Origin of the sequence: Sphaerisporangium sp. NPDC088356, from assembly GCF_040685555.1 — a bacterium.
Lineage (GTDB): Bacteria > Actinomycetota > Actinomycetes > Streptosporangiales > Streptosporangiaceae > Sphaerisporangium.
Genome location: NZ_JBFBIK010000032.1, coordinates 55052 through 69852, shown reverse-complemented (window position 1 = coordinate 69852; position 14801 = coordinate 55052). Strand labels below are relative to the sequence as shown.

General features: G+C 71.6%; 11 protein-coding genes. 5 read left to right on the top strand and 6 right to left on the bottom strand.

Features of this window, described 5'->3' with window-relative positions:
- The first annotated feature begins 255 nt into the window (after positions 1-255).
- Positions 256-861: a Uma2 family endonuclease gene (locus tag AB0O34_RS14965; RefSeq protein ID WP_363915907.1), complete on the top strand. Its 606-nt coding sequence runs from the start codon at positions 256-258 to the stop codon at positions 859-861.
- Between the two features lie 25 nt (positions 862-886).
- Here the strand turns inward: AB0O34_RS14965 and AB0O34_RS14960 are convergent, their stop codons facing one another.
- Positions 887-1744, bottom strand: coding sequence for a helix-turn-helix transcriptional regulator (locus AB0O34_RS14960; RefSeq protein ID WP_363915906.1), 858 nt, complete (start codon positions 1742-1744; stop codon positions 887-889).
- 85 nt (positions 1745-1829) lie between these two features.
- On the opposite strand from AB0O34_RS14960, the gene AB0O34_RS14955 reads away from it, so the two are divergent.
- Both AB0O34_RS14955 and AB0O34_RS14950 read left to right on the top strand, forming a co-directional pair.
- A complete protein-coding gene (locus tag AB0O34_RS14955) occupies positions 1830-2615 on the top strand; it encodes a glucose 1-dehydrogenase (protein ID WP_363915905.1) in 786 nt (261 codons plus the stop codon).
- Positions 2616-2863: 248 nt separating this feature from the next.
- Positions 2864-5680 carry an AAA family ATPase gene (locus AB0O34_RS14950; RefSeq protein WP_363915904.1) on the top strand — a complete coding sequence of 939 codons (2817 nt, stop codon included), beginning with the start codon at positions 2864-2866 and terminating at the stop codon, positions 5678-5680.
- 98 nt (positions 5681-5778) lie between these two features.
- Here the strand turns inward: AB0O34_RS14950 and AB0O34_RS14945 are convergent, their stop codons facing one another.
- The 4 genes from AB0O34_RS14945 to AB0O34_RS14930 form a co-directional block, all read right to left on the bottom strand.
- Positions 5779-8007 carry a M4 family metallopeptidase gene (locus tag AB0O34_RS14945; protein WP_363915903.1) on the bottom strand — a complete coding sequence of 743 codons (2229 nt, stop codon included), beginning with the start codon at positions 8005-8007 and terminating at the stop codon, positions 5779-5781.
- Positions 8008-8445: 438 nt separating this feature from the next.
- Positions 8446-9495, bottom strand: coding sequence for an ABC transporter substrate-binding protein (locus tag AB0O34_RS14940; protein ID WP_363915902.1), 1050 nt, complete (start codon positions 9493-9495; stop codon positions 8446-8448).
- Positions 9496-9511: 16 nt separating this feature from the next.
- The gene (locus tag AB0O34_RS14935) at positions 9512-10381 is read right to left on the bottom strand and encodes an ABC transporter permease (protein WP_363915901.1); all 870 of its coding nucleotides are present in this window, start codon (positions 10379-10381) and stop codon (positions 9512-9514) included.
- Positions 10371-11228: an ABC transporter ATP-binding protein gene (locus AB0O34_RS14930; RefSeq protein ID WP_363915900.1), complete on the bottom strand. Its 858-nt coding sequence runs from the start codon at positions 11226-11228 to the stop codon at positions 10371-10373. The genes AB0O34_RS14935 and AB0O34_RS14930 overlap by 11 nt, the downstream gene beginning before the upstream one ends.
- 285 nt (positions 11229-11513) lie before the next feature.
- Here AB0O34_RS14930 and AB0O34_RS14925 point away from each other — a divergent pair, with 285 nt between their 5' ends.
- Complete coding sequence (locus tag AB0O34_RS14925) at positions 11514-13175, top strand: sensor histidine kinase (RefSeq protein WP_363915899.1); 1662 nt, start codon at positions 11514-11516, stop codon at positions 13173-13175.
- Positions 13172-13846, top strand: a complete 675-nt coding sequence (locus AB0O34_RS14920) for a response regulator (RefSeq protein ID WP_363915898.1) — start codon at positions 13172-13174, stop codon at positions 13844-13846. Before AB0O34_RS14925 ends, AB0O34_RS14920 begins: the two co-directional genes overlap by 4 nt.
- A gap of 48 nt (positions 13847-13894) precedes the next feature.
- On the opposite strand, the gene AB0O34_RS14915 is transcribed toward AB0O34_RS14920, so the two are convergent.
- Complete coding sequence (locus AB0O34_RS14915; RefSeq protein ID WP_363915897.1) at positions 13895-14746, bottom strand: bifunctional methylenetetrahydrofolate dehydrogenase/methenyltetrahydrofolate cyclohydrolase; 852 nt, start codon at positions 14744-14746, stop codon at positions 13895-13897.
- Positions 14747-14801 lie beyond the last annotated feature (55 nt).

Genomic DNA, 14801 nt, shown 5'->3' with positions numbered 1-14801 from the left:
CGGGGGGGCCCCCCGCCCCGCTCGGGGGGCCGGGGTGACACACCCCCCCCGGCGCCCACCCCCCCCGCCCGGTCGGCCGCCCCGCGGGGCCCCCGCCACCCGGGGGGCCCCCGACGCTTTGTGTGCCCGCACGCCCGTACGCGAGGCAACGGCGAAAGGGTCACGCCGCCCGCTCTCACGTGGCCGGGGCGTTCGGTTCCAGGAGTAGGGGGCAAACTCACTGGAGAGACCGGGTGCAATTGCTAGCGTGAAGCCATGACAGTCGAGGTCCGGAGCCAAAAGATGACAGACCCGCAGCTTCCCGGCTGGATGGTCCCGCCACCGGAGGGTTTCACCGCAGCAGACCTCGATCACCTTCCGGATTTGCCTGCACACACAGAGTTGATAGATGGAAGCTTGGTCCTCGTGAGTCCTCAGGCTTCCTTCCACACTCTGACGATCTTCGTTCTCGAGAAGGGTCTTCGCGGGAACGCTCCTGCCGATCTTCGGGTGCGGCGAGAGATGAGCGTCGTCCTCGGTCCTCGGCAGCGTCCGGAGCCGGACATCGTGGTCATCCGCCCGACCGCCGATCTCGGACCCGATGTCACGGCATACCAAGCCGCTGACGTGCTCCTGGCGATCGAGGTGGTCAGCCCCGATTCCGAGACACGTGATCGGGAGCGCAAGCCGCAGCTCTACGCCGCCGCGAAGATCGAGCACTTCTGGAGGGTGGAGCAGAACGGCGGGAAGGCGACCGTGTACGTCTACGAGCTGGACCCGGCCACGAAGGCCTACGCCCTGATGGGGATTCACCACGACAAGTTGCAGCTCAAGGTCCCGTTCGAGGTCGACATCGACCTGACTGAGATCGAGAGCCTCTGAGGCCGCGCATCGGTGCGGCGGCTCGTCAGGTCGGGATGTCCATGCGCTGGGTGCCGAGGACTCTGAGGAGCTGAAGGGCCTGCTCCGACGAGGTGCCCGGCTCGGCGGTGAAGATCACGACCTGCTGGTCGCGGTCGGGCACCGCGAGGATGTCGCAGTTCAGGGTCATCTTCCCGACCACCGGGTGGTGCATGGTCTTGAGCTTGTGGTGCGCGTCGTACACGTGGTGCGCGGCCCAGATCCGGGCGAACTCCTCGCTTCCGGCCACGAGCTCGTCGACGAGCTCCTGGATCTCCGGGGCGTCCGGATAGCGGGCGGACGCGGCGCGCAGATGACCGGCCGCGAACAGCCCGAACTGCCGCACGTCGTGCTCCAAGGACATCCCGTAGTGCCGCCGCATCGGGTCGGGGTGCAGGAAATGCCGCCTGATCAGGTTGCGGTCGCGCGGGGCCAGCGCGGAGAAGTCCTCCATCAGCGCCGCGGCGAGGGGGTTCCAGGCGATCACCTCGAACTTCGCGTCCAGCACGATCGCGGCGGAGTCCGGCATCCGGTTGATCATGTTCAGGATGCTCGGCCCCACCTCGCCGGCCGGCCCCGTCCGCGGGCCCGGCGGTTCGCCCGCCAGGAAGTACAGATGGTCGCGCTCCGCGTCGGACAGCCTCAGAGCACGGTCGATGCCGGCCAGGACCCTCCGTGAGGGCCGTGGCCCTCGCGCCTGCTCCAGCCGGGTGTAGTACTCCGTCGAGATGAAGGCCAGGTTCGCGACCTCTTCCCGGCGTAGCCCGGGTGTGCGGCGGCGTGGCCCGGCCGGCAGCCCGACGTCCGAGGGACGCAGCCGTTCGCGCCTGCTCCGCAGGAATTCCGCGAGTTCGCGCTTGTCCACCTCTCCATTGTGCTCCGGCACGGCAGGTCAGCCAGGTACCGGTAGTGCCTGGCTGCCCCTGTCCCGCCTGCCGCAGGGTTGTGGCATGGACAACACAGCGACGACGGACCCCACCGGCCTCCTCGCAGGCAAGGTGGTTCTGATCACCGGGGCGGGACGCGGCATCGGCGCCGCCGCCGCGCGGCTGTTCAGCAGGGAGGGGGCCTCGGTCGTACTGGCCTCCCGCACCGAGTCCGAGCTCAGCGCGGTGGTGGACGGCATCCGGGCGGCGGGCGGCACCGCGGACTACGCGGTGACGGACATCGCGGACGCGGCGAGCGTCCGCGCCGCCGTCCAGAGGGCCGTGGAACTGCACGGGCGCCTGGACCTGGCGTTCAACAACGCCGGCATGGCCATCCCGCACGGCCCGATGACGGACGTGCCCGAGGACCGGTTCGACCGCATCACGTCGGTCAACTTCAAGGGCGTCTGGCTCGCCATGACGGCCGAGGTCCAGGCGATCCGCGCGACGGCGGGGACGGGCTCGATCGTCAACAACAGCAGCGTGGGCGGCTTCGCCGGCAACCCCGGGCTCGGGGCCTACGGTGCCACCAAGCGCGCGGTCAACAGCATCACCGAGACCGCGGCCGTCGAGTACGGGCCGGAGGGCATCCGCGTCAACGCCGTCGCCCCCGGCACCACCATGACCGAGATGATGCGCGGATGGGCCGCGCGGGAGCCCGCCATCGTCGAGTCGCTCAACGCCCGCACCCCGCTGCGCCGCGCCGCCGATCCGGACGAGATCGCGGAGGCCGCCGCTTGGCTCCTGAGCGACCGCGCCTCCTACATCACCGGAGTGATCCTTCCCGTGGACGGCGGCATGCGTGCGTAGGTGCGCGTCGCGCGGCGATCCTCTCCGTGTGATCAGGGGTCCCCCGCCATGATGAGCCCGCCGTCCACTTGGCCGTCTGGAACGACACGACCCCGTGCTCCGCCCCAAGGACGGCCGGGTGGCGTGCGACCGCCTGGGGGGCTTGACCCCATCCGCAACATGGCTGTAACGCCCAAGGGTTGACCTTGGGCGGGGGTACGTGGATAACTGTGCCGGGGGGTCCCGCAATCCGTACCTTGGAGCTGTGGATGAGCATCGTGCCCTCGCCCGCACTTGTCGGACGCGCCGCTGAGCTGCGGGCTCTGATCGACGCGATGACCCGTCCACCGGCGGTGGTGCTGGTGGAGGGCGAAGCGGGCATAGGAAAGACCCGGCTCGTCCGCGCCGCGCTCGGCCGCCTCCCGTCCGGCGACCGGGCCGTCCTGCTCGGCTACTGCCACCAGATCCGCGAGCCCTTCCCGTACGGGCCGGTGTTCGAGGCGCTGCGGGACATCAGGGGACGGCTTCCCGCGGCGCACGCGCTGAACCCGGTAACCGGCGCGCTGCGCGGCTACCTTCCCGAGCTGGCCGACGCGCTGCCGCCCTCACCGCAGCCGCTGGAAGATCCACGTGCCGAGCGGCACCGGGTGTTCCGGGCGATACGTGCCCTGCTGGCGGCCGTCGGACCGGCCGTGCTCGTGATCGAGGATCTCCACTGGGCCGACGACGGCACCCGCGACCTGCTGCGCTTCCTGAGCGGCCAGCCGCCTGAGGGTCTGGCGATCGTGGCGACCTACCGGCGGGAGAACCTCGGCACGGCCGGGTCGCCCCTTGGCCTGGCCTACCGTCACCAGCCGGACACGACCAACGTGGTCGTACCGCTGGCACCGCTGGATGCCTCTGATGTGGGAAGCCTGGCCGGCGCGCTGCTGGACCGCTCCGACCTGCCGGCCGGGTTCGTCGCGCGGCTCCACGAGCGCACGGCGGGCATCCCGTTCGTGGTGGAAGAGGTGGTCCGGTCCCTTCCCGACGCCGAGGAGCCCGACGCGCTCGACCGCGCCGGGGTGCCCCTGCTGCTGCGCGAGGCGATGGCCGAGCGGATGGCCGGCCTGTCCTGCGCCGCGGTGGGCGCGGTGCAGGCGGCGGCGGTGCTACGCCTCCCCGCCGGCGAGCAGCTGATCACCGCGGTCGGCGGTCACTCCGCCGGGCTGGGCGAGGCGCTGCGCGCGGGCGTGCTGCACGAGCACCCCGGCGGCCGGTACGGCTTCCGGCACGCGCTGGCCCAGCAGGCCGTGTACGACGCCATCCCGGGGCCCGACCGCAGATCGGCGCACGATCGGGCGATGCGGGCGCTCGCGGCGGTCGACTCGCCGCCACTGGTGCAGCTCGCGTTCCACGCCCGGCACGCCGGGGACACCGACGCCTGGCTGCGCCACGGCACGGCCGCCGCCCAGCGGGCCGCTTCGCTCGGCGACACCGCCATGGCCGTCGAGGTGATCGAGGGCATGCTCGACGATCCCGACTTGCCGGCGCCCGACCGGGGACCGCTCGCGCTGATGCTGAGCCGATTCGCGGCGACCGGGCTCTCCCACCAGCGGGTGGTACGGCTCCTGCGCCACGTCTTACGCGACGACTTCCTGTCCCCCGACGCACGCGGCGAGGCGCGGCTCAACCTCGGCGTCGTGCTGTCCAACCAGGCGGGCGACACCGCCGCGGGAAGGCCCGAGATCAGGGCCGCCCTCGCCGAGCTGAGCCACCGGCCGACGCTGGCCGCCCGGGGCTGGGCCAGCCTCGCGCTGCCGGGGTGGGGCACCGAGTCGCTGGCGCAGCACGAAGAGTGGATGGCCCGCGCCGAGGCCCTCGTCGCCACGGCCGACAACCCCGAGCTGGCGGCGGCGGTGCAGGCCAACCGGGCCTCGTTCGAGATGACGATCGGCTCCCCCGACGCCTTCGCCGTCGCCGCCACGCTGCCGGTCGCCGACCCGCGCACGGCGGTCCGGCGGGAGGCCGCCCGGGCGTACGCCAACCTCCACGACTCGGCGACCAGCCTGGGGCTCTACGCGGCGGCCGAGAAGTTCGCCGAGGAGGGCCGGCAGCTCGCCGTGGAGAGCGGGGCGCAGTACCCCGCCTACCTCCTCGACGTCTCGACGATCCGCAGGGACTGGCTGACCGGGCGGTGGGACGGGCTCCGCGACCGGGCGGCGTCCCTCGGGGAGCTGGCCACCGAGACGCCGCTGATCGCGGTGGACGTCTGGCTGGTGCTCGGGATGCTCGCCCTCGCGACGGGCGAGTGGGACGAGGCCATCAAGCACTTCCACGGCGCGGGGCTGGACGCGCCGGACGCCCGCTACGTCCCGATCGTGACGGCCGCCGCCGGGGGGCTCATCGACCTGCACCTGGCGCGCGGCGCCCTCGACAGCGCCGTCACGGAGGCCGAGCGGGCGGTCGCCCGGTTGCGCCGCAAGGGCGTGTGGGTCTGGGGCGCCTACCTGGTCCCGTCCGCCGTCACCGCGTTGGCCTGGGACGGGCGCGTGAAGGCGGCGGCCGATCTGGTGGCCGAGTACGCCGCCGGTATCGCGGGCCGCATCGCGCCCACCGCGCACGCCGCCCTCGACTTCGCCCGGGGCGCGCTCGCCGCCGCCGAGCGGCGGCACGCCGAGGCCATCGGCTTCTACGCCCGTGCCCGCGAGGCGTACGCGGCGCTGCCCCAGCCGTACGCGGCGGCGCGGGCGGGCGAGGGTGAGGCCCGCGCGAGGCTCGCCCTCGGGGATGCCGGGGCGGCGGCGGGCTTCACCGAGCTGGCGGAGCGGTTCGGCCGGCTCGGCGCCACCCATGACGCCGCCCGGTGCAGGCGGGTGCTGCGGGAGATCGGCGTGGAGTTCCAGCTTCCCCGGGGCCGCAGGACGGACGCCGGGGCGCTGTCGCAGCGTGAGCGGGAAGTGGCCAGGCTCGTCGCCCTCGGCCGTACCAACCGGGAGATCGCCGACGTGCTGTTCCTGTCGACGCGGACGGTGGAGAGCCATGTCGCCACCGTGCTGCGCAAGCTCGGCGTACGGTCGCGGACCCAGGTCGCCCCGCCCGCCTGAACTTTTTCGCCCGCGCGGGAGAAGGATGCCGCACCTTCGGACGACGGCGAACCCCCGGGACCAGGGGTGGTGGTCCCGGGGGTTCGTCCAGCCGTTGCTCAGACCGTGATGGTCCACGAGTCGAGGTAGCCGGTGTCGAAGGTGTACTGGTCGGTGACCTCAAGGGTCCACGTCCCCGCCGCCGTCTGGCTGACCGGGACCGAGTAGGCCCGGGTACCGAAGGACGTGCAGCTGGAGCCGCCACTGGACTTGACCGTGTAGAGGGTGCCGCTCGGGCCCTTGAGCCTGATCCGGAGGTCCTCCGCGCAGGTGTGGGAGATGGTCACACTGAGCTGGACCGGGGAGACGGCGTTACCGGTCGCGGTCGAGGTGATCGGGCTGTTGATCGTCGACAGGTCGTTGATCGTGTAGTTGGTGCCGTTGGTGAACGTGCGCCCGCCGGAGCTGCCGGACACGGTCAGCGTGTACGTCGCGGTGTGAGTGGCGCCAGAGCCGGTGCCCGTGACGGTGACGCTGTAGGTGCCCGCGGGCGTCGACGAGGTGGTGCTGATGGTGAGGGTGGAGGATCCGCCCGAGGTCACCGAGGTGGGGCTGAAGCTCGCGGTGGCTCCCGAGGGCAGCCCGGAGGCGCTGAGGGAGACCGTCTGCGCGCTACCCGCGGTGGTCGTCGTGCCGACCGTGGCGGTGGTCGCGGAGCCCGGCGCCACCGTGCCCGCGGTGGGGCTCAGCGACAGGGAGAAGTCGTTGCTGGAGGAGCTGCAGGAGGCCTCGCCCGACTGCACCGGGACGCTGACCGCGTTCCAGGCCGCCTTGACCGCCGCGCACTCGGCGCTGCTGGCGCCGTAGAGCTCGACCGCCGCCGCCAGGGACGCCGTGCGGATGTTGGCGTACTTCCAGGTGGAGGTCTTCCGCTGGAGGGCGCCCATGTAGATCTTGCCGGCCTTCTGGATGGTGATGCCGGTCACCGAGGAGGGTCCGCCGGAGCAGATGGGGCTGCTCGGCTTGCCGCCGCCGGGCGCGGAGCCCTCGGCGAGCAGGTAGAACCAGTGGTTCAGCGGACCGGCGGCGGAGTGCACCTCGGTGCTCGGGATCGAAGAGGACCAGCAGTTGGGGTCACCCGCGAGGGACGGGTTGTACATGTACCGGATCGGCCCCTGGCCGACGAGGTTGACCTCCTCGCCCACCTGGTAGTCCGGCGGGTCGTTCGGGTTGTTGGCGTAGGCCTCGGTGAGCGATCCGAAGATGTCACCGGTGGACTCGTTGATGCCGCCGTTCTCGTTGCCGGAGCCGGCGCCGCCCGGGGTGGTCTGGAAGATGGCGTGGCCGAACTCGTGGGCGACCACGTCGATCGGGGTGGCCTGGCGGGCGTTGTCCTGCGAGTGCCCGAAGTTGGTGTAGCTGCCGTTCCAGTAGGCGTTGACGTCGGCCAGGCCCACGCGGGTCGGGTAGCCGCCGCCGCTGCCGTTGATGCCGCTGCGGCCGAGCCAGGAACCCAGCATGTCCCACTCGCGCTGGACGCTGTAGAGGGCGTCGACGCAGGCGGTCTCCAGGCTCGTGCCGCTGCCGTTGCCCCAGGCGTCGTCGGTGCCGGTGTACGCCGTACCGCCCTGGCCGCCACAGCGCAGGCCGCTGCGGGTGGTGTCGGTCATCGAGTACGAGCTGCCGGAGCCGCTCGTGTTGATGGTGACCGTGCCGTAGTAGTAGCCGTTGCCGGTGCCCGCCCTGACGTCGTCGTAGGAGTCGGCGATCTCACCGGTACTGGCGTCGACGAACACGTGCTGGATGCTCGGCTTGCCCGAGGCGATGCCGGAGACCGTGGCTTCCCACGCGAGGCGCGGCTTGCTGCCCCAGGTCAGGACGACCAGGCGCGGGGCGGCGCTGTCGTCGGTCCTGTCCAGCTTGGTCTTCGCCGTCTCGGTGGCGGTCTCGGCGCTCACCGTCGGCGTGGTCGGCACGCCCTGGGTGGTGGCCCCGGTGGCCGACGCGGTGTCGCGTACGCGCCCGCTGGCGTCGGTGATCACGACCGCGTCGCCGCCGACCACGGGCAGGCCCTTGTAGGCGCGCTCGTAGGTGACGTAGTACATGCCCGCGCCCGCCTTCACGGCGGTGCGCTTGTAGGTCTCGTTGGGGCTCACGCGCAGTTTGTCCAGGCCGCTCGCGACGGCCTGGTCGGCGGCGGCCGCGGCGCGCTGGGACGGGTCGGCGGCGAGGGACTGCACCTTGCCGTCGCTCCCGGGAGGTGGCTTGGCGGCGGCTGCGGTGGCGGGGACCACCACGCCTGCCATTGCCAGGGCAGCGGTCGCTGCGAGTAGTGCCTTGCGCCTCATGGGCGTCTTTTCCTTTCTCTGCCTCCCACGCCGTGTCACGTTGTTCGCGGGCAGCGGCGGTCGCGCCGCCGAGAGTCGCCCGGCAGCGGACACAGTGGGATTAGGGGGGTGATGAGAGAAACGAATGGTGCTTCTCACCGTTGTGGCGCCGGTGCGGCGGCCACTTGATCGGCGGAGATGTCGCCTGTGGCGGGAAGCGGCGGCTATGGCGGGAGGTCGGGAGAGGTCACTTCGCGGCGCTCCTTTGTGTGCGGACCGGACGAACCGGTCTGACGTGACGCTAGGTCCGCAGTCAGGCGTTGAACATCCGTAGTGACATCCGTATATGTACGTAAAAAAGGCGATGAATCAGTACTCATCCGCCGCGGAGAATAGATGGGCACTCGAAAACGCGATGGAGCCGGCGCTCCGCGCGCCGGCTCCATGGACTTCGGTGCCTCAGCCGGTCTTGGCCGCCTTGACGAACTCGGTGGTGTAGGTCTTGGACAGGTCGATGGTGTCCTTCTTGCCCTTCACGTTCGGCGAGAAGGAGCTGAGCACCTCCAGCACGTTCTTGGCCCCCTCCTCGTCCATGAGGCCGTCGGGGCGGAAGATGCTCTTGGTGTCGTTGATCGCCTTGGCGTACAGCTTGGGGTCTCCCCCGGCGTACTCCTTGGGCATCTTGGCGGCGATGTCCTCGGCGGAGTGCTCGTTGATGTACTTCAGCGTCTTCACGAAGGCGTTGGCGAGCTTCTGCACGGTCTGCTTGTTGTTCTGGACCCAGGCGCAGTCCATGTACAGCGAGCTGGCGGGGTACAGGCCGCCGAGGGCCGCCCTCGTGCCCTCCTCCGTACGCATGTCGATGATCACCTTGCCCTTGCCCGTCGAGGTGAGCTGGGCGGCGGTGGGGTCGGTGGTCATGCCCGCGTCGATGCCGCCGTTCTCGATGGCGGCGATGAAGGTCGGGCCCGCGCCCGCCTTGACCCGGGTGATGTCCTCGGTCGCGAGGCCGCTCTTCACCGCCAGCGCCTGCGTCAGGAAGTCGGTGGACGAGCCGGGGCTGGTGATGCCGAGCCGCTTGCCCTTGAAGTCCTTCGGAGACTTGATGTCGTCCGCCTGGGCGGTGGAGACGACCTCGACCTCTCCGGGGACGTCGGCGAACTGCACGACGCTCTGGATGCACTTGCCCTTGGTCTGCAGGTCGATCGTGTGGTCGTAGAACCCGACGACGCCCTGGACGTCCCCGCTGATCAGGACGTTCTCGGCCTGGGCGCCCGACGGCTCGGTGAGCAGCTGGACGTCGACGCCCTCCTGCTTGAAGTAGCCGAGCTGCTCGGTCAGCTTGGGCGGCAGGTAGATGACCTTGTCGATGCCGCCGATCATGATCTTGACCTGCGGGGTGCCGTCGGCGGTGGTGGCGGCCGTACGCGAGTCGCGGCAGCCGGTGGCGGCGACGGCCACCGCCAGGCCGGCGGCGGCGGTGACGACGAGGCGGGAGGTGGCTTTCATCGGGGAGTGGCTCCGATCAGATCTGTGCGGTGGCGGTGGACGGCGGGCGCCAGGCGAGGAGCCGGCGTTCGAGGAGGGTGAGCAGCCACTCGGCGAGCAGGGCCATGACCGTGATGATGATCATCCCGGCGTAGATCCCGGCCGAGTCGAAGGTGCCCTGGGCGTGGTTGATCAGCAGGCCGAGGCCCTTGTCCGCACCGGTGTACTCGCCGACGATCGCGCCGATCAGCGCGAACCCGAACGCGACGTGCAGGCTGGCGAGGATCCACGAGGTCGCGCTCGGCAGCACGATCGTGGTGAGGATCTGCCGGGGACCGGCGCCCAGGATGCGCGCGTTGTCGATGAGGGTCTTGTCCACCTCGCGCGCGCCCTGGAAGGCGTTGAAGAAGACCGCGAAGAACACGAGGACCACGGCGGTGGCGACCTTGGAGGACATGCCGAGGCCGAACCAGATCACGAAGAGCGACGCGAGCACGATGCGCGGGATCGCGTTCGCGGCCTTGATGAACGGCGCGCAGACCTCGGCGAGGAAACGGCCCCGGCCGAGCAGGACGCCGAGCACCACCCCGGCCAGCGAGCCGATCACGAACCCGATGACCGCCTCCTCCAGGGTGACGGCCATCTGCTCCCAGATCGACCCGAACGCCGTGCCGGAGGTGAACCAGTCGACGATCCGGCCCCAGATGGCGCTCGGCTTGGAGTAGTAGAAGGGGTCCAGGAAGGTGCTGGCGGACAGCTCCCAGCTGCCGAGCCACAGCACGATCAGGAGCAGTCGCGTCGCGGTGATCTTGGGGGCGCGCACCCAGCCGGGGCGCCGTACGGGGGGCCGGGCCTCGGCGACGGCGGCGGGCGGGGCGGTGGCGGGGGTCTGGACGTCAGGCGACACGGCCGGCTCCTCGGGTACGGGTGATCTCGACCTCTTCGCGCAGCGAGTCCCACACCTCGCGGTAGACGGCGAGGAACGACTCCTCCAGCCGGATCTCCTCGACGCGGCGCGGGCGTTCGAGATTCACCGGGATGACGTTCTTGGTCGTGGCCGGGGCGGCGGTCATGACGACGACCGTGTCCGCCAGCGCGATCGCCTCGGTGAGGTCGTGGGTGACGAAGACCACGGCGGCCCCCGTGCCGGACCACAGGTCGAGCAGCAGGTCCTGCATGTGCTCGCGCGTCTGCACGTCGAGCGCGCTGAACGGCTCGTCCATGAGCAGGATCGACGGCTCGTTGATCAGCGTCTGGGCCAGGGCGACGCGCTTGCGCATGCCGCCGGAGAGCTGGTGGGGATAGTACCGCTCGAAGCCCGTGAGCCCGACCTTGGCGACCCACTCCCTGGCGTGCTCGCGCGCCTCCTTCTTGGCCACGCCCCGGTAGCGGGGGCCCGCGGCGACGTTGTCCAGCACGGACCGCCACGGCAGGACGGCGTCCTGCTGGAACATGTAGCCCAGTCCGCCAGGGATGCCGGTCACCGGCCTGCCCTCGACGAGTACCTCACCCCCGCTGGCGGGCGCGAGGCCCGAGATCATCGACAGGCTGGTGGACTTCCCGCAGCCGGTGGGCCCGACGACGCTGACGAACTCGCCCTTGCCGACGGTGAGGGTCATGTCCCGCGCCGCGGTGTAGTCGCGGCCGTCCCGGGTGGGGAAGCGCTTGGTGACGCCGCGCAGTTCGATGGCGGGGTTGGACGCCGGCTTCGCGGCCGGGGTGGGGGCCTCCGCTGAGGGGCCGGGGCTGGTCATGGCGTTCGACTCCTTCCGGATTCGCGTAGGTGGTCAGATCGGTGATCGAGCGCCCGAGCGGCAACCGGCTCAGAACTGGACGCGGTAACGGACGGGTCCGCCGCGTGACATACCTCGGAAACATCGGCCTGATAGTCAGTAAGGGGTAAGGCGTTCCACGGACCGTAGGGCGGTGTGACCGGCCTCACTAGGCTTGTGCCAGTTGAATGAGCAATGCGCGTAGTTCGCGTTTTGCGCCTTTTGCTCATGGGGTCATTCGCCGTGTGCGCAGGTATCGTGCTTGCCATGTCCTGGCCCGGTGACAGGCCCCGTCTGCGCTTCGCGACACAGGCCCTGCTCGTCCAGGTCGCCGTGCTTCTGCTGATCATGGGAAGCGGCTTCGCGCTGGTGGCCTACCTGCTCCACGCGGAGCTGGAGAAGCAGTACGAGCAGCGAGCACTGGCCATCGCGCGCTCGGTGGCGGCCGACGACCAGATAGTCCAGGACGTCGCCGCCCACGACCGGTCGGGCCAGGTGCAGCAGCGCGCGGAGGCCGCGCGGCGCCGCACGGGCGTGCTGTTCGTGGTCGTCGCCGACGATCACGGCATCCGCTACTCCCACCCCGACACCAGCCGCCTCGGGCAGCGGGTGAGCACCGAGCCCGAGGCCCTGAGCGGCCACGAGATCGTCACCTTCGAGCGCGGCACGCTGGGGCTGTCGGCCCGGGGCAAGGTTCCCCTGCTGAGCGGCACGGGCCGCGTGGTCGGCCAGGTCAGCGTCGGCATCGCGGCGGGCGAGGTCTCCCGGCGCATCGGCGACCTGATGCGCTCCGCCGCCGGGTTCACCGGGCTCGCCCTCGCCCTCGGCGTCGTGGCCGCCGCCGGGCTCGCCCGCCGCCTCAAGCGTCAGACCCTCGGGCTGGAGCCCACCGACCTCGCCGACCTGCTCCGCGAGCGCGAGGCCGTACTGCACGGCATCGACGAGGGCGTGCTCGCCGCGGACCCCGCCGGGCGCATCACCATCTGCAACGACGCGGCGGCCCGGCTCATCGGCGGCCGGCCCGTGCAGGGCTCCCTGGTCGCGGAGGCCGGCCTGCCGCCCGGCCTGCGCACGCTGCTGGCCGGGCGTACCAGCGCGCGGGGGGTGCTGGTGGCCACCGAGGAGCGCATGCTCGTCGTCACGGCCGCGCCCGTACGCCGCAGCGACCGCGACCTCGGCCACGTGCTGACCATGCGCGACCGCACCGACCTGGACGCGATGGCCCGCGAGCTGGACGTGGTGCGGGCGCTGTCCGACGCCCTGCGGGCACAGGCCCACGAGTACACCAACCGCCTGCACACGGTGTCGGGCCTGCTCAGCCTGGGTCACCGCGACGAGGCGATCGCCTACCTGCGAGAGCTCGCCGAGGACCCTCTGGCCACCGAGTACGGCGACGCCGGGCGGCTGCGCGACCCGTACATCCGGGGGCTGCTCGCCGCCAAGACGGCCGTCGCCTCCGAACGCGGGGTCGACCTGCGGCTGAGCGCCGACTCGTTCGTCCCCGCCCAGCTCAGGGCCCCGCTGGACGTCGTGACGATCCTCGGCAACCTGGTCGACAACGCGACGGCCGCCGCCCAGGCCGGCTCGCGGCGGCCCGCCTGGGTGGAGGTATCCCTGCTAGCCGAGGCCGACATCCTGCACATGGTCGTGGTCGACAGCGGCGACGGCGTGCCGGCGGAGGCCGTGGACCGGCTGTTCGACCAGGACTTCACCACCGCGGCCGACGACGCCCGTCCGCACGGCGTCGGCCTCGCGCTCGCCCGGCGGCTGACCCGCCGCCACTGCGGCGAGCTGTCCCTCACCCGCGCCTCGGGCGCCGACTGCGGGGCCGTCTTCGTCACCCGGCTCCCCGGGGCCATCGAGCCGCCGCCGCCCTCGCACGCGCCCGCCGAGCCCGGCTCCGCCCTCCCGTCCGGCGGCGCACCGTGATCGGCGTGCTGGTCGTCGACGACGACTTCCGGGTGGCGGACCTGCACGCGCGTTATGTCGGGCGCGTGCCCGGGTTCGAGGTCGTCGGCGTCGCCTACAGCGCCGCCGAGGCCGTCGAGCTGGCCGAGCGCCTGCGCCCCCACCTGGCGCTGCTCGACCAGTACCTCCCAGACGCCTCGGGCACGTCCATCGCCCCGCGCCTCGGATGCGACGTGATCATGCTGACCGCCGCCGCCGAGCGGGTCGTCGTACGCGAGGCGCTCCGCCGGGGGGTGGTGAACTACCTGGTCAAGCCGTTCTCCGAGGCCGACCTGGCCGAGCGGCTGCGCGCGTACGCGCGGTTCCACGGGCAGCTGGGCGGCGACCACGCCCTCGACCAGTCGGAGATCGACCGCGCCGTGCGGGTGCTGCACGAGGGCGACCGCGTGGACGCGGCGATCCGCAAGGGACGTTCGAGCCAGACGGCACGCCTGGTCATCGACGCCGTGCGCGACGCGGGCGAGCCCGTGACCGCCACGGACGTCGCCTCCCAGCTCGGGCTGTCACGCGCGACGGCCCAGCGCTACCTCTCCGACCTCGCTGCCGACGGCCGGATCACCGTGGCCCTGCGCTACGGCACCACCGGCCGCCCCGAACACCTCTACCGCTGGCCTGCCTCACCTCAGAAGTGAGCGGACTACCGGACCCGGCGGCCCGCTCTCATCCCGAAGGCGAGAGAGCTAGCGGGCGCGGCGCTCGGCGGCCTCCACGACGTTGGTGAGGAGCATCGCGCGGGTCATGGGGCCGACGCCGCCGGGGTTCGGGGCGACGAAGCCGGCGACCTCCCTGACGCCCGGCGCCACGTCGCCCGCGAGCTTGCCGTCGACCCGGGAGACGCCGACATCCAGCACGGCGGCCCCCGGCTTCACCATCTCGGGGGTGATCAGCCCAGGGACACCGGCGGCGGCCACGACGATGTCGGCCTCGCGCACCCGGGAGGGAAGGTCGTGGGTGCCGGTGTGGCACAGGGTCACGGTGGCGTTCTCGGTGCGGCGGGTGAGCAGCAGGCCGAGCGGGCGGCCGACCGTGATGCCACGGCCGATGACGGTGACGTCGGCGCCCTTGATCTGCACCCCGTACTCCTGGAGCAGCACCACGATGCCGCGCGGCGTGCACGGCAGCGGGGCGTCCACCATGTGGACGAGGCGGCCGAGGTTGATCGGATGCAGGCCGTCGGCGTCCTTCGACGGGTCCATGCGCTCGATCAGCGACTGGGTGTCGAGGTGGCGGGGCAGCGGGAGCTGCACGATGTAGCCCGTGCAGGCGGGATCGGCGTTGAGCTCGTCGATCGCCGCCTCCACCTCGGCCTGCGTGGCGGTGTCGGGAAGATCTTTGCGGATCGAGGCGATGCCGACCTCCGCGCAGTCGCGGTGCTTGCCCGCGACGTAGATCTGGCTGCCCGGGTCGTCGCCGACCAGAATCGTGCCGAGACCCGGAGTGATGCCCTGGGTGGCGAGCCTGCTCACCCGCTCCGCCAGATCAGCCTTGATCTTCGCCGCGGTGGCCTTGCCGTCGAGAATCTGCGCGCTCACAACTCGCCATCCTCCCATGCCGCCCCCTCGGACGACGCTCTGAGGGGGCGGAGCT